Genomic DNA, 20,832 nt, shown 5'->3' on the forward strand with positions numbered 1-20,832 from the left:
CCGGTGGGGAGCGGGGCGTTCGGGGTGCAGTCGGCTCAGCTGCGGTAGTTCGGTGCCTCGACGACCATCTGGACGTCGTGCGGGTGCGACTCCTTGAGCCCGGCAGCCGTGATGCGGACGAACTTGCCGCGGGCCTTGAGCTCCGGGATCGTGCGGCCGCCGACGTAGAACATCGACTGCCGGAGTCCACCGGTGAGCTGGTACACGACGTTGCCGACCGAGCCGCGGTAGGGCACCTGGCCCTCGATGCCCTCGGGGATCAGCTTGTCGTCGTTGGGGACGTCCGCCTGGAAGTAGCGGTCCTTCGAGTACGAGGTCTTCTTGCCGCGGGTCTGCAGTGCGCCCAGGGAGCCCATCCCGCGGTACGCCTTGAACTGCTTGCCGCCCACGAAGACCAGGTCGCCGGGGGACTCGTCCGTGCCGGCCAGCAGCGAACCGAGCATGACGGTGTCGGCACCGGCCACCAGGGCCTTGGCGATGTCGCCCGAGTACTGCAGGCCACCGTCGGCGATGATCGGCACGCCGGCCTCGCGCGCAGCCAGGGACGCCTCGTACACGGCGGTGACCTGCGGGACGCCGACGCCGGCGACGACGCGGGTGGTGCAGATCGAGCCGGGTCCGACGCCCACCTTGACGGCGTCGACACCGGCGTCGATGAGCGCCTGCGCACCGGCACGCGTCGCGACGTTGCCGCCGATGACGTCGATGTCCGCGAAGGACGGGTCGGCCTTGAGGCGGCGCACCATGTCGAGCACGCCTTCGCTCTCGCCGTTGGCGGTGTCGACCACGAGCACGTCGACGCCAGCGTCACGCAGGGCCTCGGCACGCTGCCAGGCGTCGCCGAAGAAGCCGATCGCGGCACCGACGCGCAGTCGGCCCTCGTCGTCCTTGGTGGCGTCCGGGTACTGCTCGCTCTTGTCGAAGTCCTTGACGGTGATGAGGCCGCGGAGCTTGCCCTCGGCGTCCACCAGCGGGAGCTTCTCGATCTTGTGCTGCGCGAAGATCGCGATGGCTTCTTCGGGGTCGATGCCCTCCATCGCGGTGATCAGCGGCGCCTTGGTCATGACGTCGCGCACGAAGGTGGTCGACTGCTCGAACGTCGCCACGAACCGCATGTCGCGGTTGGTGATGATGCCGACGAGGGTGCCGTCCGCTTCGACCACGGGCAGGCCGGAGACCCGGAACTGTCCGCAGATCGCGTCGACCTCGGCCACGGTGGCGTCCGGGGTTGTGGTCACCGGGTTGGTGATCATGCCCGACTCGGAGCGCTTGACCTTGTCGACGTAGGCCGCCTGGTCCTCGATGGAGAGGTTGCGGTGGAGGATCCCGATGCCACCCTGCCGCGCCATGGCGATGGCCATGCGGGCTTCGGTGACGGTGTCCATCGCTGCGGAGAGCAGCGGGACGTTGACGGAGATCCGCCTGGTGAGCCGGGACGCGGTGGACGCCTCGCTCGGGATGACGTCGGTGTGCCCCGGCAGGAGCATGACGTCGTCGTACGTGAGTCCGATGAATCCGAACGGATCCGGCTGGTCCATGGGTCCCCTTCGTGGGCGAGTGAAGTGGTCGAGACACCGAGAACGCAACGGCGGGTTCCGGATAGGACATGGTAACGCGCGTGGGCCGTCCCGCTATTCCGCGTTCCGCCTGGGAGAACGGATCGCGGCTCTCCTCCACACAGGTCACGGTTGCGCGACGACTCACAGCGGGAACGAGTTGGAAACACGGGTGTCACACAATCCCCATAGCGTCACTCGACATCCGAACGAGAGGCTCTTCCGTGGGATCCATCACTCCTCCGGGACGGGCGCAGCCGCGCCTGTTCCGCCTCCGCCAGGCCCGGCGACGACCGGTCCTGGCGGCCGTGCTCGTCGCCGCGTTCCTGGCGACCTTCCTGATCGACTGGGCGGTCACACTGCCGGCCTTCAGTGCCACGTCGGCACCGGCGACCAGTCAGGCCTGCACCGTCAGCCCGACGAACGGGTGCATCCAGGGCACGATCACCGACTCCGAGCGGGAACCGGCCGTCGACGTCGACGTCGACGTCGCCGGGCCCGGCGGCTTCGCCGAGACCGCCACCACGAACGCCGACGGCCGCTGGTCGGTCAGCGTCGACGAGGCCGGCGAGTACACCGTGAGCGTCGACCAGGACACCCTGCCGAAGGGCCAGTACCTGACGAACGCGGCGGACGCGGAACGCAAGGTCCAGGCGACCCTGAACGCCAACGTCGGGCAGATCTTCCAGCTGTCCGACCAGAAGGGCGCCACCACCACGACGGACTCGTCGAGCGTCAGCCCGCAGCGGGCCTGGCAGCAGTTCGCCTCGGGGATCCGCCTCGGCCTGCTCATCGCGCTGGCGTCGATCGGCCTCTCGCTCATCTACGGCACGACGGGGCTGTCGAGCTTCTCGCACGGCGAGCAGGTCACCCTCGGCGGGCTGCTGGCCTACGTGTTCGCGAACCAGCTCGGCTGGAACATCTGGGTGACCGGCATCGTCGTCACGCTGCTGTGCGCGGCGACCGGGTACCTGCAGGACGCCGGGATCTGGCGGCCACTGCGGCGCAAGCGGATCAGCCTCACGCAGCTCATGATCGTGACGATCGGTCTGTCGATCGCCGCCCAGTACGCGTTCCAGTACTTCTTCGGCGCCGCGACCGTCCGGATCCAGCAGGGCAACCCCGAGACCGTCCGGTTCGCCGGGGTCACGCTCACGGTGCAGTCCTACGTGGCGATGGGCATCGCGCTGGTCGTCCTGATCGCCACCGGCCTGTTCCTGGCGAAGACCCGCTTCGGCCGGGCCACCCGCGCGGTGTCGGACAACCCGGCGCTCGCCGCCGCGTCCGGCATCGACGTCGACCGGGTCATCCGGTTCGTGTGGACGCTCGCCGCCGGTCTCGCCGGCCTGTCCGGCGTGATGCTCGGCCTGGTGCTGAACGGCGTGAACTGGCAGACCGGCCTGCAGCTGCTCCTGCTCATGTTCGCCTCGGTGACCCTGGGTGGTCTCGGGACGGCCTACGGCGCGCTGGTGGGGTCGATGATCATCGGCGTCGTCGTCGAGCTCACGAACCTCGTGCTCCCCGGTGACTTCAAGTACGCCACCGCCCTCGTCATCCTCATCCTCATCCTGCTGTTCCGGCCGCAGGGCATCTTCGGCCGCGCCGAGCGGGTCGGCTAAGGGAGCACGCGCATGGACTACATCCTCAACCTGCTGTCCTCGCTCACCCAGGAGGCCCTCGCCCCGACCACGGCGGCGTTCGCCCTGGCAGCCATCGGACTGAACGTGCACTTCGGCCTGACCGGGCTCGTGAACATGGGGCAGGCGGCGTTCCTGCTGCTCGGCGCCTACGGCTTCGCGATCTCGATCACGAACGGGCTGCCGTTCGTGATGGCCGTGCTCATCGCCCTGCTCGTCGCCATCGTGTTCGCGATCATCCTCGGCGTCCCGACGTTGCGGCTCCGCGGCGACTACCTGGCGATCGTGACGATCTCCGGCGCCGAGATCATCCGCATGGTCGGCCGCTCCAGCCTGCTGACCACGACGACGGGTGGCTCCAACGGCATCACCGGATCGAGCTACCGCGACCCGTTCACCGCCCTGAGCCCGCTGCCGGACGGCACCACGACCATCCTCTGGTTCACCTACGCGAACAACGGCGTCAACGGCTGGTGGATCCGCATCGCCGCCTGGGCCCTCGTCGCGCTGTTCACCTTCGTGCTCTTCCTGCTCATGCGCAGCCCCTGGGGCCGTGTCCTGAAGGCGATCCGCGAGGACGAGGACGCCGTCCGCTCCCTCGGCAAGAACGTCTACTCGTACAAGATGCAGGCGCTCGTCTTCGGTGGTGCGCTCGGAGCGCTGGCGGGGATCATCTACGTCCTGCCGAGTTCGGTGCAACCGGACGCCATGGGCCGCTCGATGACGTTCTTCATCTGGACGGCGCTCATCCTCGGCGGTGCCGCGACGGTGTTCGGTCCGGTGCTCGGCGCAGTGCTGTTCTTCGTCGTCCGGCTCTTCATCCGCACCCTGGCCGGCGACTTCATCCCCGACTCGATCATGAACGCCCAGCAGGCCGAGCAGTTCTCGTACGTGCTCGTCGGCGTCGCGCTCATGCTCCTGATCGTGTTCCGACCACAGGGCCTGCTCGGCAACAAGAAGGAGCTGACGTTCAGTGTCTGAGACCTACGGCTACACGAAGGCCGACCCGATCCTGACGGTCGACGGCGTCACCCGGCACTTCGGCGGCATGACCGCCGTGGACGTCGACCACCTCGAGGTCCAGCGCGGCTCCATCACGGCCCTGATCGGCCCGAACGGCGCCGGCAAGACGACCTTCTTCAACCTGCTGACCGGCTTCGACAAGCCCAGCCCCGGTGCCAGGACGCAGTTCAACGGCGCCACGCTGCAGAAGACCAGCGCGACCCACATCGCCAACCGCGGCATGGTCCGCACCTTCCAGCTGACGAAGGCGTTGTCGCGGCTCACCGTGATGCAGAACATGCTGCTCGGTGCCCGCGACCAGCCCGGCGAGAACTTCTTCGCCGCGCTGATCAAGCCGGTGTGGGCGAAGCGCGAGCGGGAGATCACCGCGAAGGCCGAGGACCTGCTCGCCCGCTTCAAGCTCGACGACAAGGCGGACGACTACGCCGGGTCGCTGTCCGGCGGTCAGCGGAAGCTCCTCGAGATGGCCAGGGCGCTGATGTCCGACCCGACGATGATCATGCTCGACGAGCCGATGGCGGGCGTGAACCCCGCGCTGACGCAGTCGCTGCTCGGGCACATCCAGTCCCTGCGCGACGACGGCATGACCGTGCTGTTCGTCGAGCACGACATGCACATGGTCCGGCACATCTCGGACTGGGTGGTCGTGATGGCCGAGGGCAAGGTCGTCGCCGAGGGGCCGGCGGACACCGTGATGGACGACCAGGCGGTCATCGACGCGTACCTGGGCGCGCACCACGACACCGACCTGGGTGACGACTCGCTCCTCACCGAGGAGACCTTCGAGGAACTGGCGGAGGAAGTCGCGGAAGAAGACGCGGCGGACGCAGCAGCAGAGGAGAAGACCCGATGACGGACGCAGTCGACCCCACGAACGCGAGCAGCGCCTCCAGTCCGGAAGCGCCGAAGGCGAGCACCGCCACGCTGGAACGCGAGCCGGTGCTGAGCGCGAAGAACCTCGTCGCCGGCTACCTGCCGGGGGTGAACATCCTGAACGGCTGCGACCTGGACTGCTACCCCGGTGAGCTGATCGGGATCATCGGGCCGAACGGCGCGGGCAAGTCCACGCTGCTCAAGGCCCTGTTCGGTCTCGTGTCGATCCGCGAGGGGTCGGTCACGTTGCAGGGTGAGGACATCACGAACCTCAAGGCGAACAAGCTCGTGCAGGCCGGCGTCGGCTTCGTCCCGCAGACGAACAACGTGTTCCCGTCGCTGTCCATCGAGGAGAACCTGCAGATGGGGCTGTACCTGCGGCCCCGCAAGTTCGCGGAGCGCCTCGAGGTCATCTACGACCTGTTCCCGGTGCTCGCGCAGCGCCGCGGCCAGCGGGCGGGGTCCCTGTCCGGCGGCGAGCGGCAGTCGGTCGCCATGGCACGTGCGCTGATGATGGACCCGAAGGTGCTGCTGCTCGACGAGCCGAGTGCCGGGCTGTCCCCGGTGCGGCAGGACGAGACGTTCCTGCGGACCCGCCGGATCAACAAGGCCGGTGTGTCGATCGTCATGGTGGAGCAGAACGCGCGACGCTGTCTGCAGATCTGCGATCGTGGGTACGTGCTCGACCAGGGGAGGAACGCGTACTCGGGCACGGGGAAGGAACTCGCGGACGACCCGAAGGTCATCGAGCTGTACCTCGGGACGCTCGCCAAGGACGTCGACGCGGGGCGCTAGCGCACTGTGTCGACTGCGGGTACCGCTGTGGGGGTGGTATCCGCGACGGGTGGGGCCGTGCGTGGTCGCTTCGCGCCGCACGGCCCCGCTCCTGCACGTGGGCCCCGTCGGCTCGCGACGGTGCGTGGTGCCCCGTCGGCCCACCCCGGTGCGTGGCCGGCTCCGGTTCTGCCGGGAGGCCCGCCCCGCGTCCGCCGGGTCGGTATCGTTCCGCAGGTGCAGAGACTGTCGGCGGGCGCGATGGACGCCCTGGTGTGGGTGGTCTTCATCGCGCTGTTCGTCGGTGCGGCGCTGCTCGTGAAGGTGGCGGCTGCGCTCCTGGTCGTGCTCGTGGTGCTCGCGCTCCTGCTCGGCTTCGTGCTGCGGGTGCTCCGCAAGCGACGCCGGACCCCGCGCCGCCCCCGCTGACCGCGCCCCGCCGTCCGGTCCGCACCGTCCGGTCCGTGCACGCCCCCGGACCTGCCCGGTAGGCTTGCCGGGTGAGCGAAGTCGAGATCGGTGCAGGCAAGCGCGGACGTCGGGCGTACGCGTTCGACGACATCGCGGTGGTCCCCTCCAGGCGCACGCGTGACCCGCGCGACGTCAGCGTGCAGTGGTCGATCGACGCGTTCACCTTCGCGTCGCCGATCCTCTCCGCGCCGATGGACTCCGTGTCCTCGCCGGCCACGGTCATCCAGATGGGCAAGCTCGGCATCCTGGGCGTCCTCGACCTCGAGGGGCTGTGGACCCGCTACGAGGACCCGACGCCCTACTACGACGAGATCAAGTCGCTCACCGACGGCAACGTCACGAAGCGCATGCAGGAGATCTACTCCGAGCCGATCAAGCCGGAGCTGATCACTGCGCGCCTGGCCGAGATCCGTGCCGCCGGGGTGCCGGTCGCCGGCTCGCTCAGCCCGCAGCGCACGCAGGAGTTCTCGAAGACGGTCGTCGACGCCGGTGTCGACCTGTTCGTCATCCGCGGCACGACGGTCTCGGCCGAGCACGTGTCGCAGAACGAAGAGCCCCTCAACCTCAAGAAGTTCATCTACGAGCTCGACGTCCCGGTGATCGTGGGCGGTGCCTCGACGTACACGTCGGCGCTGCACCTCATGCGCACCGGTGCCGCCGGTGTCCTCGTCGGCTTCGGCGGCGGTGCTGCGTCCACCACGCGTGCCGCGCTGGGCATCCACGCGCCGATGGCCACCGCGGTCGCCGACGTCGCGGGTGCGCGTCGTGACTACCTCGACGAGTCGGGTGGACGCTACGTGCACGTCATCGCCGACGGCGGTCTCGACACCGCCGGCGACGTCGTCAAGGCGATCGCGGTCGGTGCGGACGCCGTCATGCTCGGTACCGCGCTCGCCCGTGCCACCGAGGCACCGGGTGGCGGCTTCCACTGGGGTGCCGAGGCACACCACCCGGAGCTGCCCCGCGGCCGACGGGTCGAGGTGGGCACGATCGCCCCGCTCGAGAACGTGCTGAACGGCCCGACCCCGACGTTCGACGGCCGCGCCAACCTCGTCGGTGCGCTGCGCCGCTCGATGGCGACGACCGGGTACTCCGACGTCAAGGAGTTCCAGCGAGTAGAAGTGGTCGTGGCGCCGTACCACCAGTGATCCTGGTGGCACCCGCGCACCGACGCGGGTGACGCTTCGGCGCCGACCGTGACCCGGAGGCGACGATGGCGAAGTCCAGCACCACGAAGCAGACCAGTTCGGCCGGACGTCCTGGCGACGTCGTGCCGGGGGCGGGGTTCGACCCCGCGGCCAAGCTCGGCCCCGACGAACGCGCGGCGGCGATCGAGACCCTCAAGACGAAGGAGCTCGACGTCCTGGTCGTTGGCGGCGGCATCGTCGGTGCGGGCAGTGCGCTCGACGCCGTCACGCGCGGCCTGACCGTCGGCATCGTCGAGGCCCGTGACTGGGGGTCCGGCACGTCGAGCCGTTCGTCGAAGCTCGTGCACGGCGGCATCCGCTACCTGGAGCAGTTGAACTTCGGGCTCGTGCGCGAGGCCCTCATCGAACGCGGTCTGCTGCTGCAGCGGATCGCCCCGCACCTGGTGAAGCCGGTGCGCTTCCTGTACCCGCTCAACCACCGCGTGTGGGAGCGGTTCTACATCGGCATCGGCATGGCGATGTACGACGCCTTCAGCTGGTCCGGTGGTCGTCCGCCCGGGGTCCCGCACCACCGGCACCTCAGCCGCACGCAGGTGCTCCGCTCGATGCCGTCGCTCAAGAAGGACGCCTTCGTCGGCGGCATGACCTACTACGACGCCCAGGTCGACGACGCCCGCTACGTGGCCTCGCTCGTCCGCACGGCGGCGTCCTACGGCGCGCACGCCGCGAGCCGCATCCGGATCGAGGGCTTCATCAAGGTGGGGGAGCGCGTGGTCGGCGCCCAGGCCCACGACATCCAGACCGGCGAGCGGTTCGAGATCCGCGCGAAGCAGGTCGTGAACGCCACGGGCGTCTGGACGGACGACACCCAGGCGATGATCGGCACCCGCGGGCAGTTCAAGGTGCGGGCGTCGAAGGGCGTGCACCTGGTCATCCCGCGCGACCGGTTCCAGTCGAACATGGGCATGATCCTGCGCACCGAGAAGAGCGTGCTGTTCGTGATCCCGTGGGGCCGGCACTGGCTGGTCGGCACGACCGACACCGACTGGTACCTCGACAAGGCGCACCCGGCGGCGACCGCGGCCGACATCGACTACATCCTCGAGCACGTCAATAAGGTGCTGCGCGTCCCGCTCACCCGCGAGGACGTCGAGGGCGTCTACGCCGGGCTCCGTCCCCTGCTGGCGGGGGAGTCCGACCAGACCTCGAAGCTCAGCCGCGAGCACGTGGTGGCGCACACGGTGCCCGGACTCGTCGTGGTCGCCGGCGGCAAGTGGACGACCTACCGGGTGATGGGCAAGGACGCCATCGACGAGGCCGTCGCCGCGATGGACGGCAAGATCCCGGCGTCGACGACCGAGGACATCCCACTGCTCGGCGCCGAGGGCTACCCGGCCGCGTGGAACCGCCGCGCACGGACCGCCCGCAGCTTCAACGTGCACAAGGTCCGCATCGAGCACCTGCTGAACCGCTACGGCACCCTGGCCACCGAGGTGCTGCAGCTCGTCGAGCAGGACCCGACCCTGGCCGAGCCGCTGCCGGGAGCCGACGACTACATCGGTGCCGAGGTCGTGTACGCCGCCTCGCACGAGGGGGCCCTGCACCTGGAGGACGTCCTCGCCCGCCGCACCCGCATCTCGATCGAGGCCTGGGACCGTGGTGAGTCGGCGGCCCCGGTCGCCGCGAAGCTCATGGCCGACGTGCTCGGCTGGGACCAGGAGACCACCGAACACGAGGTGTCGAACTACCTGAAGCGTGTGGCCGCGGAACGCGAGTCGCAGCTGCAGCCCGACGACGAGAGCGCGGACCGGGTGCGGCTCGAGGCACCGGACATCGCGTTCGGCTTCGACGAGGACGACGTCGTCGTGGGCGGCGGCCGCAGCAGCGGCGCGGAGGGCGCGAAGGCGTCCGACGAGCAGGTGGTGGGGGAGAAGACGAGCGAGCCGGAGTAGCGACCGCGCGTTGCGGACGCGGCCACGGGCCTCTCCCCACCGGCGCGGCCGTGACGCCGCTGGCGCGTCGCCCCGGAACCGGCGGCGTGGGCCCCGACCGGGAACACCGGACGGGAGGCCCGTGGTGTGTCCGTCAGGCGGTCAGCGTCCCCGACACGGCGCGGCCACGGCGTCGCTCGCCGACCACGAGCACGACCGGGATCGCGAGCAGCGCGACGAGGCTGGTGACGTAGAGGACACCGGCCCAGATGGTGTGGTCCTCGCCGCCGATGCCGTAGCCGTCGGCCACGTCCATCCCGAGCTGGAAACCGGAACCGAACACCTGGACGGCGCCGGCGGCCACGATCGCCAGCAGCCAGGCGGCAGCGAAGTGCGCCATCGTCCGCCGGACCAGCGTCACGATCAGGACCGTGACCGCCAACGCGATGCCGACCGCCGCGATCACGAGCACGGCCACGACGTCGGTCCGCACCCGGTACCCCTGCGCGTCGAGGTGGCCGTAGATCGCACCGAGCGACTGCCCCGGCACCGCGCCGAGCGGATCGAGTACGAGCGCGTTGAGCGCCAGCAACCCCGCGTACAGCGTGACGACCAGCGTCCCGACGACCCCGACGACGATCCGAGTTCTCCCCATCCACAGAAGAGTAGCGACCGGAATGCGCGGGGCCGTGCGGTGGTTAGCATGGGCGTACTCGAAAAGGGAGCCATCATGGTCGACGTCCATCGCGTCAAACTCCCCGGAGTCGGCGTGCTGCACAGCTTCTACACCGACGACGGTGGCAAGTGCGGTGTCATCACGCACCGGTCGGGTCACTCCGACCTCATCTCGTTCGCCGACGTCTCCGACGGCGCCGACAAGTCCGAGAAGGTCTCGCTGCGCCTCAGCGAGGACGAGGCGCACACCCTCGCCGAACTCCTGGGTGGCACCCGGATCACCGAGGGCCTCGACAAGCTCGACGAGATCCCCGGGCTGTCCATCGACTGGTTCTCGGTCGACTACGACGACGCGATCGCCGGCAAGCCGCTCGGCGACCTGCACGACTCCGGCTTCATCGGCCTGACCGTCGTGGCCGTGGTCCGTGGCGACAGCGCCAACCCGGCACCCTCGCCGGACTTCGTCGTCTTCCCCGGTGACACCATCGTCGTCGCCGGTTCCCCCGAGAAGGTCGCCAAGGCCTTCTCCTTCTACCGCAGCGGAGAGCTTGCGGCCGCATCGGCCGAGGCCCCGCGGAAGAGCTAGCGCATGCACCTGGGCGGTGAACTGCTCACCATCGGTGTGCTGTTCGTCATCGCCTACGTGCTCGGGCGGCTCGGCAAGACCATCGGTCTGCCGGCGATCCCGATCTACATGATCGTCGGGCTCATCGCGAGCCCGCACACGCCGTGGATCGGCCTGAACGTCGAGTCGCACACGATCGAGCTCATCGCGACGTTCGGGCTCATCCTGCTGCTGTTCAACCTCGGGTTGGAGTTCGACCAAGAGGAGTTCTACGGCAACGCCGGCAAGCTCCTGGTGTCGGGCGGCACCTACGTCGTCATCAACATGGGCGTCGGGTTCGCGTTCGGGTTCTCGCTCGGCTGGGGCACCCGTGAAGCCCTGATCATCGCTGGCATGACGGCCACCTCGTCGAGCGCGATCGTGACGAAGCTCCTCATCGAGTTGCGACGACTCGCGAACGACGAGACCCCGATGATCCTGGGCGTCACGGTCATCGAGGACGTCTTCATCGCCATCTACCTGGCGATCGTGTCCGTCGTGCTGTCCGGCGACACGAACGCCTGGGCCGTCGTCGGCAAGCTCGCGCTCGCGTTCGGCTTCCTCATCGTGATGTTCACGCTCGCCCGGTTCGCCGGCAAGTGGGTGTCGAAGATCTTCGCGACGCGTGACGACGAACTCTTCACGGTGCTGTTCTTCGGGCTCGCCGTGATGTTCGGTGGCATCGGCGACCTGCTCGGCGTGACCGACGCCATCGGCGCGTTCGTCATCGGCCTGCTCTGCGGAGCGACCCGGTACCGCGACCGCATCGAACAGCTCGCCCTGCCGATGCGCGACGTCTTCGCCGCGTTCTTCTTCGTGAACTTCGGCCTCGGCCTCGACCTGTCGACCTTCGGCGAGGTGCTCTGGCCGGTCCTCGGTGCGATCGGCATGACGGTCGTGCTCAACGCGGTCGCCGGGCAGATCGTCGCGCGCATGAACGGCTTCAACGTCCAACAGGGGATCAACACCGCCGTGATCCTGGTGAACCGTGGCGAGTTCGCGCTGATCCTCGCGACGCTCTCGGCTGCCGCCGGACTGGAGGCGCGGATCACCGCGTTCGCGGGCCTCTACGTCCTCGTCATGGCGATCCTCGGGCCGCTGCTCGCGGTGAACTCGGAGCGGATCGGCCGCCTCGTGGTGCGCCCCGCCCGCCTCGCCCGCCTGCGCGGACGACTCGGTGGCCGCCGAGCGGTCGCAGCGGCTGCCGCCGCCGAGGCAGCGGAGGCCGAGGAAGCCGAAGCAGCGTCCGCCGCCGCGGTCCGCCGTGCCGAGCGGGACCGCCAGTTCGCAGAGGAGTTCGCGCTCGTGGAGGCCGCTGGCAGGGACGAGCAGGAGAATGGGTCACCGGAGGCGACCGACGAACCCGTCACGTCGCCCGTCGAGATCCCCACCGAGCGCCCCGAGCGTCCGGTCCGACAGCGCGATCCGGAGTACTGATACAGATGTGGGCCGTTGCCCGACGACCGAGGTGGATCGCGCTGCTGTTGCTGGCGCTCGTGCTCGCGGCGGTGTTCGCCGGGCTGGGCAAGTGGCAGCTCGAGCGGAGCATCGCCAACGGCAAGCCGCTGCCGGAGACCACCGAGACCCGCAAGACGCTCGATGCGGTCACCGCCCCGGAAGAGCCCGCGAGCGAGACCATCGCCGGCCAGAAGGTCACCGTCACCGGCACGTTCGTCGCCGGCGACACCACGATCCTGACCGGCCGCACCGGGGGTGGGACGTACCAGACCGTGGGTCACTTGGTGGACTCGGATGGTGGGGCGAGCCTCCCGGTCGTCATCGGGTGGTCCGACCAACGGTCCGCCGCCGTCGCCGGTGGTGACCGCCTGACGGACGGGCAGACGCTCACGGTGCAGGGCCGGTACTACCCCGCCGAGTCGCCCGACCAGGACACCTACAAGCAGGCTGAGTACTCCGCCGTGGCACCCGCGCGCTTCGTGAACACGTGGAAGGCGTTCGACGACCGGATGTACCTCGGGTACGTCGTCGCCGACGGTGCCACCGCGCAGGCCGCCGACCTCGGCACCATCGCCGACCGGGCGCCGTCGCGCGAGGTCCAGTTCGACTGGCTGAACCTGTTCTACGCGATCGAGTGGGTCGTCTTCGCCGGCTTCGCGGTGTTCCTCTGGTACCGGTTCGTGAAGGACGCCTGGGAGCGCGAAGAAGAGGAGCGGCGTGAGGCTGCCCTCAGCGTCGACGGGGCCCTCGCGGACCGACGGTAGGCTGGTCGTCATGGCCTTGACCGTCCGAACCCGCGACATCCCGAAGATCCCGGGTGCGGTGAAGTGGTACCGCGTCTCCGCGTACATCACCGGTGTGCTGCTGCTGGCCCTCGTGATCGAGGTCATCATCAAGTACACGCCGCTCCAGCTCGAGATGCAGCTCGGCAACGGCCCGTTCTTCGTGCCGAACGGCACGGCCGGCGAAGCACCCGGCACGTTCAACCTGTCGATCGCGATCCTCATCGCGCACGGCTGGCTGTACGTCCTCTACCTCTTCACGGACTTCCGTCTGTGGAGCATCATGCGCTGGAAGCCCTCCCGCTTCCTGCTCATCGCCCTCGGTGGCATCATCCCGTTCATGTCCTTCGTGGTCGAACACCGCATGCAGCAGAAGGCCATGGACACCTACCACGAGCTGATCGCTGCCCAGCAGCGTGAGAAGGAGGCCGCTCGGTGAGCGAGACCGAACAGCGTCCCGTCCTCGTCGTCGACTTCGGGGCCCAGTACGCGCAGCTCATCGCGCGTCGGGTCCGTGAAGCGAACGTCTACAGCGAGATCGTCCCGCACTCCATCACGGCGGAGGAGATCCGCGCGAAGGACCCCGCAGCCATCGTGCTGTCCGGCGGTCCGTCGTCCGTGTACGAAGAAGGTGCACCGTCCCTCGACGGCGACATCCTCGACCTCGGCGTCCCCGTGCTCGGCATCTGCTACGGCTTCCAGGCCATGGCGACCGCCCTCGGTGGCGAGGTCGCGAACACCGGCCTGCGTGAGTACGGCGCGACGTCCGTCGACGTCAGCGGCACCGACAGCGTCCTGCTCGGCGGGCAGCCCGGGTCCCAGGTCACGTGGATGTCGCACGGCGACTCCGTGGCGAAGGCCCCCGAGGGCTTCGAGGTCCTCGCGTCGAGCGCGTCGACCCCCGTCGCGGCCTTCGCGTCCGACGAGCGCAAGCTCTACGGCGTGCAGTGGCACCCCGAGGTGAAGCACTCCGAGCACGGCCAGGCCGTACTCGAGAACTTCCTGCACCGCGCCGCCGGTCTGCCCGGCGACTGGAACTCGAGCAACGTCATCGACGAGCAGGTCGCCCGGATCCAGGCCCAGGTCGGGTCGAACCGCGTGATCGCCGGCCTGTCCGGCGGTGTCGACTCCGCCGTCGCCGCAGCCATCGTGCACAAGGCCGTCGGTGACCAGCTCACCTGCGTCTTCGTCGACCACGGGCTCCTCCGCGCCGACGAGCGCAAGCAGGTGGAAGAGGACTACGTCGCCTCCACCGGTGTCCGGCTCATCACGATCGACGCCGAGCAGCAGTTCCTCGACGCCCTCGCCGGTGTGAGCGACCCCGAGCAGAAGCGCAAGATCATCGGGCGCGAGTTCATCCGCACGTTCGAGGCCGCGGCCGAGGCACTCGTGCTGGAGGCGCGTGGGGACGGTGACGACGGCGAGGTCAAGTTCCTCGTGCAGGGCACCCTCTACCCCGACGTCGTCGAGTCCGGCGGCGGAGCGGGCACCGCGAACATCAAGTCGCACCACAACGTGGGCGGCCTGCCCGAGGACATGACCTTCGAGCTCGTCGAGCCGCTCCGTGCGCTCTTCAAGGACGAGGTCCGTGCCGTCGGTCGCGAGCTCGGCCTTCCCGAGGTCATCGTCGGCCGCCAGCCGTTCCCCGGACCGGGGCTCGGCATCCGCATCGTGGGTTCGGTCGACAAGCAGCGGCTCGAGCTGCTCCGCGCCGCCGACAAGATCGCGCGCGAGGAACTCTCCGCAGCGGGCCTCGACGGGGAGATCTGGCAGTGCCCGGTCGTCCTGCTCGCCGACGTCCGCTCCGTGGGTGTCCAGGGTGACGGCCGCACGTACGGGCACCCGATCGTGCTCCGTCCGGTCTCGTCCGAGGACGCCATGACCGCGGACTGGACGCGCCTGCCGTACGACGTGCTCGCGAAGATCTCGAACCGCATCACGAACGAGGTGCCCGACGTCAACCGGGTCGTGCTCGACGTCACGTCGAAGCCGCCGGGGACGATCGAGTGGGAGTGACGCTCCCCTGAACGACCGGAGGCCCGGCACGCCCTGCGTGCCGGGCCTCCGCGCGTCCGGGGGCGGCGCTGCCGGGGGAATGGGTGCTGCTGGGGGTGGTCGAGTGGCGACAACACCCCGCGGGCCCGGTGCCGAGCGGTCACGAACTGTCGATTGGCCCCGGCCCGGGCGACACTTCGTGACCACTCGCCGGGCGACCGGCGGGGTGTTGCGACCACTGGCGCTGCCGCCGCTCCCGCCCACAGCACCCCGGAAACGACGAAGGGCCCCGGCACAGCGCCGGGGCCCTTCGTGGACGCGGTGGTGCTAGTTGCGCGCGCTGCTCGCGACGATGGCGAGGATGCGCAGGATCTCGAGGTACAGCCAGACGAGCGTCACGATGAGGCCGAACGCCGCGGTCCACGCGTAGATCTTCGGAGCGCCGCGCTGGACGCCCGTCTTGATCTGGTCGAAGTCGAGGATCAGCGAGTACGCCGCCATGACCACGACGAAGATGCCGATGAGGACGCCGAGCGGGATACCGAAGATCGTCGTCCCCATGAGCCCGAAGGCCGTGCTGGTGACGCCGGTCCACATCAGGACGAGGTTCACCAGCGAGAACGCCATGTACCCGACCATTGCGATCAGGAAGAAGCGGGTGGCCTTCGGGGTCGCACGGACCTTGCCCGACAGGAACAGGAGCAGCGTGACGCCGAACACCCCGAGCGTGCCGAAGACCGCCTGCGCGACGATGCCGTCCGCTTGCGGGAACGCGGTCTGGAAATAGTTCGAGATCCCGCCGACGAACAGGCCTTCGAAGAACGCGTACGTCAGCACCAGACCCGGCGACGGCTTCTTCTTGAAGGTGTTCACGAGCGCCAGGACGAACCCGACGACGGCGCCGACGATCCAGACGATCGGGGGCAGGTTCCAACCGGCCACCGCACCGACGAGCAGCACGCCGAAGGCGAGCAGCGTCTTGACGATGGTGTCCTCGTACGACATGCGGTCGGTGTCGACCGTCGATGCCGCCGGGCGGTCGTACATGTACTGCAGCTGCTCGGGGGTCATCCCGCCCTGTGCCTGCTGCGGGGTCTGTCCCCAGCCGGCCTGCTGCTGACCAGCGCCACGCCCGCCCCAGGTGTTGGGTCCCTGGGCGTTGAAGGCGGGGGACTGGTCGAAACCGGGCTTGAAGGCCATGGTGTCCTCTTCCTAGGAGATATGAGTCCTCTCAGCCTAGGTGCGCTCGGTCGCGGAAGGCTGAGGATTCGCGGCGAGCGGACGCGGGCCCGGAGGCCCTGACGACGGCAGCCTATGGGCACCCGCTGCGCGCGCGCCTCGAAGTCGTCGAGAGTCCGCCGTCCAACGCGCCGAGCCGGACGGCAGCGCCGAGCCCGACGGCACCGCCGGGTAGAGCCAGGTGACGAGCGCGACCGAGATCGTCATGAGCAGGAACCAGGCCACGATCTTCGTCGGGGCCACCGGGTGCCAGACGGCGAGCTGCGCGGGGTAGCTCCACGCTCCGGCCCAGGTCGCGACGTTCTCGGCGAACCAGATGAACACGGCGACGAGTCCCATGGCGACGAGTACCGGCATGCGCATCGTCGATCGGTGGATCCGGACGTGCATGGTCGTGCGGGCGAAGAGCAGGACGACGAGTGCGAGCAGGACCCAGCGGGCGTCGGGCAGGAAGTGGTGCCCGAAGAAGTTCAGGTACACGCCGGCAGCGACGACCGCGAGCAACCACTGCCGCGGGTACCGGTCGAACCGCAGGTCGAACAGGCGGTGCACACGGACCATGTACGACCCGACCGCGCCGTACATGAACCCGGAGAACAGCGGGACCCCGGCGATCACGAACAGCCCGCCGGGTTCGTACGACCACGAGCCCATGTGCGTCTTGAAGACCTCCATGGCGGTGCCGACGACGTGGAAGAGCAGGACGACCCGGAGTTCCCGCACAGTCTCGAGCCCGAACACGAGCATGCCGAGCTGCAGCAGCACCGCCACGACGGTCAGCGCGTCGTTCCGGAACGCCCCCGGCACGGTCAGCGAGGCCACGGCCATCGAACCGAGCAGCAGCGCCCCGAACGCGCACGCCCACGCCTGCTTCGCGCCGAACACCAGGAACTCGGTGACGAACAGCCGGACGGGCCGGTGCGGCTGGTGCCCGGCGTCGAGCAGTCGGCGGGCGGCACGGTCGATCCTGGCCTCGACGGCGGTGGAGAGCGATCGGACGGTCATGCAGCGATGGTCAGCGCCGATGCTGAGATGCACGGGCTCCGGCCGGGCGCGTGTGTCCCGCGACACAGGACGGTCCGCCGTCACCCTGGCCCAGTAGGGTCGCGCCATGACCCTCGTGATCGCCCACCGCGGTGCGTCCGGCTACCGCCCCGAGCACTCGCGGAGCGCGTACGAACTCGCCATCGAGCTCGGTGCCGACGCGATCGAGCCGGACCTGGTGCCCACGAAGGACGGCGTGCTCGTGCTCCGCCACGAGAACGAGGTGTCCGGCACCACCGACGTCGCGGACCACCCGGAGTTCCGGCACCTGCGCACGACGAAGACCGTCGACGGCCAGAGCCTGACCGGCTGGTTCACCGAGGACTTCACCTGGGCCGAGCTGCAGACGCTCCGCACCCGGGAACGTCTTCCCGCGCTGCGGCCCGGGTCGGCCGAGCACGACGGCGAGGAGCCGATCCTGCGCCTCGAGGACCTGCTCGCGATCCTCGACGCCGCGCCTCGTCCGGTCGGGCTGGTCGCCGAGGTCAAGCACGCGGCGTTCTTCGACCGCGCGGGCTTCCCGATGGGCGAACTCGTCGACCGCGCGCTCGGTGACGCCGGGTGGCGCCGTGACGAGCGGCTCACGGTCGAGAGCTTCGAGAAGGGCGTGCTCCGCGACCTGCGCGAGCGGCACACGGGTGGTCGGCTGGTGTACCTCCAGGAGGCCCGTGGCAGCGCCGCCGACGAGGTCGCGTCCCACGGATCGCTCGCCCCCACCTACGCCGCGGAGCGTTCCGAGGACGCGCTCGCGTCGTTCGCGACCGAGTTCCACGGCATCAGCGTCGACCTCGGCACGCTGATGGCCGGGGTGGACAGCGTCGCGCTCGAGGACCCGACGCCGGTCCGGAGCGCGATCGTCGACCGTGCGCACGCCGTGGGCCTCGCGGTGTACACGTGGACGCTCCGACCGGAGAACCGGTTCCTGCCCGGGCCGCTGCGCCGCGGTGGGGACGTCGCGGCCTTCGGCGACTGGGAGCGCTGGTACACCTCGGTGATTCGGACCGGCCTCGACGGGGTGTTCGCGGACCACACCGACCTGGCGGTCCTCGCCCGGTCGGCTGTCGGGGGTCCCGCTTAGACTGTCCAGAACATGACGATCGTGCTCGACCCCTTCGAATCGACGCCCGAGCCGGGCGCCGGTGCCCGTGCGTACGAAGACCCGTTCACCGCGGGTCTGAACCCCCAGCAGAAGGAAGCCGTCGAGTACCGCGGCGAGTCCCTGCTGATCGTGGCCGGTGCCGGATCCGGCAAGACGAGCGTCCTCACGCGCCGCATCGCGCTGCTGCTCGCCAACCGTGAAGCCTGGCCGTCGCAGATCCTCGCGATCACCTTCACGAACAAGGCCGCGGCCGAGATGCGTGAGCGCGTCCGGGCCCTGGTGGGTGGCGAGTCCGACGGCATGTGGATCTCGACGTTCCACTCGGCGTGCGTGCGCATCCTCCGGCGCGAGGCGGAGCGGTTCGGGTTCGCGCAGTCGTTCACGATCTACGACTCCGCCGACTCCAAGGCCCTGCTGAAGCGGATCATCAAGGACCTCGAGGCGGACACGCTCGGGCTCACGGTGGGCGCCGCGGCGTCGAAGATCTCGAAGCTCAAGAACGAGCTGCAGGACATCGACTCGTACGCGCGCAACATCAACGTGAACGACCCGCAGGAAGTCATGTTCACCGAGGTCTTCCGTCGGTACACGAACGACCTGCGCCGGGCGAACGCCTTCGACTTCGACGACCTCATCGGCCAGACCGTCTTCCTGTTCCGGGCGTTCCCCGAGGTCGCTGCGCTCTACCAGCGGCGCTTCCGCTTCATCCTGGTCGACGAGTACCAGGACACCAACCACGCGCAGTACTCCCTGATCCGCGAGCTCACGCGTCCGGTGCCGGTCGAGCAGGTCGACAAGCTCGAGGACTCCGGCCAGCACGTCGCCCGCATGCGCGAGCGCGACGGGTCGATCGCCGGAGCGTCCCTGACCGTCGTGGGCGACTCGGACCAGTCGATCTACGCGTTCCGCGGGGCCGACATCCGCAACATCGTCGAGTTCGAGCGCGACTTCCCGAACTCCAAGGTGGTCCTGCTCGAGCAGAACTACCGCTCGACGCAGACCATCCTCGACGCCGCGAACGCCGTCATCGCGAACAACTTCGACCGTCAGGCGAAGAACCTGTTCACCGACGTCGGCGCGGGCGAGAAGATCGTCGGCTTCACCGGGTACACCGGCCACGACGAGGCCCAGTTCGTCGCCGACGAGATCCAGCGCCTGCGCGAGGACGGCATGGACTACCGCGACATGGCGGTGTTCTACCGGACGAACTCGCAGACCCGTGCGCTCGAGGAGATCTTCATCCGCGCCGCGATCCCGTACCGGGTGCTCGGCGGCACGAAGTTCTACGAGCGCGCCGAGATCAAGGACGCCATGGCGTACCTGATCACCGTGGCGAACCCCGCCGACCCGATGGCGCTCCGTCGTGTGCTCAACGTGCCGAAGCGCGGCATCGGCTCCGTCACCGAGACGACCCTGCAGCGCTACGCCGACGAGCACGAGACCACGATGCGCGATGCCCTGCGGCACGCGGGTGAGCTCGGCTTCGGGCCGAAGGTGCGGAACGCCATCACCGAGTTCGCGGCGCTGCTGGACTCCGTGTCCGAGAAGGCCCCGACGCAGCCGGTCGTCGACACCCTGACCCAGCTGCTCGACGGCTCCCACCTGCTCGAGAACCTGCGGAAGTCGCCCGACGCGCAGGACGCCGCCCGGGCCGACAACATCGACGAGCTCGTGGCGGTGACGCGCGAGTTCCAGAAGAACAACCCCGAGGGCACGCTGACGGACTTCCTGACCGAGGTCTCGTTGGTGGCCGCGGCGGACGAGCTCGACGACTCGTCCGGCACGGTGTCGCTCATGACCCTGCACACGGCCAAGGGACTGGAGTACGAGGCCGTGTTCCTGACCGGCGTCGAGGAAGACCTGCTGCCGCACCGGATGTCCGCGAACGAACCGGGTGGTCCGTCGGAGGAACGCCGGCTGTTCTACGTCGGCATCACCCGCGCGAAGAAGGTCCTGTTCCTGTCGCTGGCGATGACCCGCGCCCAGTTCGGTGACGTCAACGTCGCCATGCCGTCGCGCTTCCTGCAGGAGATCCCCGAGGGGCTCATCGAGTGGAAGCAGTCGCCGGGCATGGCGAACAGCCGTGGTGGCACGCAGCCCCGCGCGCTCAACGCGAAGCGCGAGGGCGGCATCGGCGGCGGCGGTGGCGGTGGTTACCGCGGCGGTGGCGGCTGGGGCGGTGGCTCGTACGACCGCGCGGCCGCTGCGTCGAAGACCCGCCCGAAGACCGAGTGGGCGAACCGGGTGTCCGGCCAGGTCCGCGACAACGGCGACATGGAACTCGTCGCTGGCGACCGGATCAAGCACGTCGACTTCGGCGAGGGCACCGTCTCGGCGGTGACCGGTCAGGGCGCGAAGCGCATCGCCGAGATCGCGTTCGACTCCGCGGGCCGCAAGAAGCTGCTCATCAAGATCGCGCCGATCGAGAAGCTCTAGCCAGAGCTGGCTGAACGTCCGTACACCCCGCCGGTTCCCCGGCGGGGTGCGTTCGTCGTGGGTACGAGGACGTCGCGCCACGCCCGA

General features: G+C 69.3%; 18 protein-coding genes. 14 read left to right on the forward strand and 4 right to left on the reverse strand.

The features are described from left to right. Positions 1-35: 35 nt before the first annotated feature. Positions 36-1,538 (reverse strand): IMP dehydrogenase, encoded by a 1,503-nt coding sequence (guaB, locus tag EDF47_RS06155; protein WP_123293173.1) that lies wholly within the window; start codon positions 1,536-1,538, stop codon positions 36-38. Positions 1,539-1,780: 242 nt separating this feature from the next. Here guaB and EDF47_RS06160 point away from each other — a divergent pair, with 242 nt between their 5' ends. From EDF47_RS06160 to EDF47_RS06190, 7 genes are all read left to right on the forward strand, one after another. Continuing rightward, positions 1,781-3,175, forward strand: a complete 1,395-nt coding sequence (locus EDF47_RS06160; RefSeq protein WP_243834017.1) for a branched-chain amino acid ABC transporter permease — start codon at positions 1,781-1,783, stop codon at positions 3,173-3,175. Positions 3,176-3,187: 12 nt separating this feature from the next. Next, positions 3,188-4,174, forward strand: coding sequence for a branched-chain amino acid ABC transporter permease (locus tag EDF47_RS06165; protein WP_123293176.1), 987 nt, complete (start codon positions 3,188-3,190; stop codon positions 4,172-4,174). Beyond that, on the forward strand, positions 4,167-5,069 hold the full coding sequence (locus tag EDF47_RS06170; RefSeq protein ID WP_123293178.1) for an ABC transporter ATP-binding protein: 903 nt from the start codon (positions 4,167-4,169) through the stop codon (positions 5,067-5,069). Before EDF47_RS06165 ends, EDF47_RS06170 begins: the two co-directional genes overlap by 8 nt. After that, a complete protein-coding gene (locus EDF47_RS06175) occupies positions 5,066-5,884 on the forward strand; it encodes an ABC transporter ATP-binding protein (protein WP_123293180.1) in 819 nt (272 codons plus the stop codon). Before EDF47_RS06170 ends, EDF47_RS06175 begins: the two co-directional genes overlap by 4 nt. Positions 5,885-6,100: 216 nt before the next feature. Next, positions 6,101-6,292 (forward strand): hypothetical protein, encoded by a 192-nt coding sequence (locus tag EDF47_RS06180; protein ID WP_123936942.1) that lies wholly within the window; start codon positions 6,101-6,103, stop codon positions 6,290-6,292. A 71-nt stretch (positions 6,293-6,363) separates the two neighbouring features. After that, a complete protein-coding gene (locus EDF47_RS06185) occupies positions 6,364-7,482 on the forward strand; it encodes a GuaB3 family IMP dehydrogenase-related protein (protein WP_123293181.1) in 1,119 nt (372 codons plus the stop codon). Positions 7,483-7,547: 65 nt separating this feature from the next. Beyond that, positions 7,548-9,434: a glycerol-3-phosphate dehydrogenase/oxidase gene (locus tag EDF47_RS06190; protein WP_123936941.1), complete on the forward strand. Its 1,887-nt coding sequence runs from the start codon at positions 7,548-7,550 to the stop codon at positions 9,432-9,434. Between the two features lie 133 nt (positions 9,435-9,567). Here EDF47_RS06190 and EDF47_RS06195 read toward each other — a convergent pair whose 3' ends face one another. Then, entirely contained in the window at positions 9,568-10,068 is a 501-nt protein-coding gene (locus EDF47_RS06195; protein WP_132099124.1) for a hypothetical protein, read from the reverse strand. A gap of 75 nt (positions 10,069-10,143) precedes the next feature. Here EDF47_RS06195 and EDF47_RS06200 point away from each other — a divergent pair, with 75 nt between their 5' ends. Genes EDF47_RS06200 through guaA form a run of 5 tightly spaced genes read left to right on the forward strand, consistent with a single transcriptional unit; the run spans position 10,144 to position 14,948 of the window. Continuing rightward, positions 10,144-10,674: a TrkA C-terminal domain-containing protein gene (locus tag EDF47_RS06200; RefSeq protein ID WP_071260110.1), complete on the forward strand. Its 531-nt coding sequence runs from the start codon at positions 10,144-10,146 to the stop codon at positions 10,672-10,674. A gap of 3 nt (positions 10,675-10,677) precedes the next feature. After that, positions 10,678-12,129 (forward strand): cation:proton antiporter, encoded by a 1,452-nt coding sequence (locus tag EDF47_RS06205; RefSeq protein ID WP_111083418.1) that lies wholly within the window; start codon positions 10,678-10,680, stop codon positions 12,127-12,129. Between the two features lie 5 nt (positions 12,130-12,134). Further along, entirely contained in the window at positions 12,135-12,914 is a 780-nt protein-coding gene (locus EDF47_RS06210; RefSeq protein WP_123293184.1) for an SURF1 family cytochrome oxidase biogenesis protein, read from the forward strand. A gap of 10 nt (positions 12,915-12,924) precedes the next feature. Continuing rightward, positions 12,925-13,371 (forward strand): DUF3817 domain-containing protein, encoded by a 447-nt coding sequence (locus EDF47_RS06215; protein WP_111083416.1) that lies wholly within the window; start codon positions 12,925-12,927, stop codon positions 13,369-13,371. Further along, on the forward strand, positions 13,368-14,948 hold the full coding sequence (guaA, locus tag EDF47_RS06220) for a glutamine-hydrolyzing GMP synthase (protein WP_111083415.1): 1,581 nt from the start codon (positions 13,368-13,370) through the stop codon (positions 14,946-14,948). The genes EDF47_RS06215 and guaA overlap by 4 nt, the downstream gene beginning before the upstream one ends. A 306-nt stretch (positions 14,949-15,254) precedes the next feature. On the opposite strand, the gene EDF47_RS06225 is transcribed toward guaA, so the two are convergent. Together EDF47_RS06225 and EDF47_RS06230 are read right to left on the reverse strand one after the other, a co-directional pair. Then, entirely contained in the window at positions 15,255-16,127 is an 873-nt protein-coding gene (locus EDF47_RS06225) for a Bax inhibitor-1/YccA family protein (RefSeq protein ID WP_123936937.1), read from the reverse strand. A gap of 36 nt (positions 16,128-16,163) precedes the next feature. Further along, a complete protein-coding gene (locus tag EDF47_RS06230; protein WP_133937320.1) occupies positions 16,164-17,171 on the reverse strand; it encodes a DUF817 domain-containing protein in 1,008 nt (335 codons plus the stop codon). Between the two features lie 106 nt (positions 17,172-17,277). On the opposite strand from EDF47_RS06230, the gene EDF47_RS06235 reads away from it, so the two are divergent. Beyond that, positions 17,278-18,288, forward strand: coding sequence for a glycerophosphodiester phosphodiesterase family protein (locus EDF47_RS06235; protein WP_131877618.1), 1,011 nt, complete (start codon positions 17,278-17,280; stop codon positions 18,286-18,288). 12 nt (positions 18,289-18,300) lie between these two features. Next, positions 18,301-20,745: a UvrD-helicase domain-containing protein gene (locus tag EDF47_RS06240; protein WP_133937318.1), complete on the forward strand. Its 2,445-nt coding sequence runs from the start codon at positions 18,301-18,303 to the stop codon at positions 20,743-20,745. Positions 20,746-20,832: the final 87 nt, after the last annotated feature.

Origin of the sequence: Curtobacterium sp. PhB190 (assembly GCF_004365385.1) — a bacterium.
Taxonomy (GTDB): domain Bacteria; phylum Actinomycetota; class Actinomycetes; order Actinomycetales; family Microbacteriaceae; genus Curtobacterium.

Excerpts from the sequence above, each read along its gene's own strand:
- EDF47_RS06230 (WP_133937320.1), bottom strand. The coding sequence starts at position 17,171 with ATGACCGTCCGATCGCTCTCCACCGCCGTCGAGGCCAGGATCGACCGT.
- EDF47_RS06195 (WP_132099124.1), bottom strand. The coding sequence starts at position 10,068 with ATGGGGAGAACTCGGATCGTCGTCGGGGTCGTCGGGACGCTGGTCGTC.
- EDF47_RS06215 (WP_111083416.1), top strand. The coding sequence starts at position 12,925 with ATGGCCTTGACCGTCCGAACCCGCGACATCCCGAAGATCCCGGGTGCG.
- guaB (WP_123293173.1), bottom strand. The coding sequence starts at position 1,538 with ATGGACCAGCCGGATCCGTTCGGATTCATCGGACTCACGTACGACGAC.
- EDF47_RS06175 (WP_123293180.1), top strand. The coding sequence starts at position 5,066 with ATGACGGACGCAGTCGACCCCACGAACGCGAGCAGCGCCTCCAGTCCG.
- EDF47_RS06240 (WP_133937318.1), top strand. The coding sequence starts at position 18,301 with ATGACGATCGTGCTCGACCCCTTCGAATCGACGCCCGAGCCGGGCGCC.
- EDF47_RS06225 (WP_123936937.1), bottom strand. The coding sequence starts at position 16,127 with ATGGCCTTCAAGCCCGGTTTCGACCAGTCCCCCGCCTTCAACGCCCAG.
- EDF47_RS06210 (WP_123293184.1), top strand. The coding sequence starts at position 12,135 with ATGTGGGCCGTTGCCCGACGACCGAGGTGGATCGCGCTGCTGTTGCTG.
- EDF47_RS06165 (WP_123293176.1), top strand. The coding sequence starts at position 3,188 with ATGGACTACATCCTCAACCTGCTGTCCTCGCTCACCCAGGAGGCCCTC.
- EDF47_RS06235 (WP_131877618.1), top strand. The coding sequence starts at position 17,278 with ATGACCCTCGTGATCGCCCACCGCGGTGCGTCCGGCTACCGCCCCGAG.
- EDF47_RS06190 (WP_123936941.1), top strand. The coding sequence starts at position 7,548 with ATGGCGAAGTCCAGCACCACGAAGCAGACCAGTTCGGCCGGACGTCCT.
- EDF47_RS06200 (WP_071260110.1), top strand. The coding sequence starts at position 10,144 with ATGGTCGACGTCCATCGCGTCAAACTCCCCGGAGTCGGCGTGCTGCAC.
- EDF47_RS06205 (WP_111083418.1), top strand. The coding sequence starts at position 10,678 with ATGCACCTGGGCGGTGAACTGCTCACCATCGGTGTGCTGTTCGTCATC.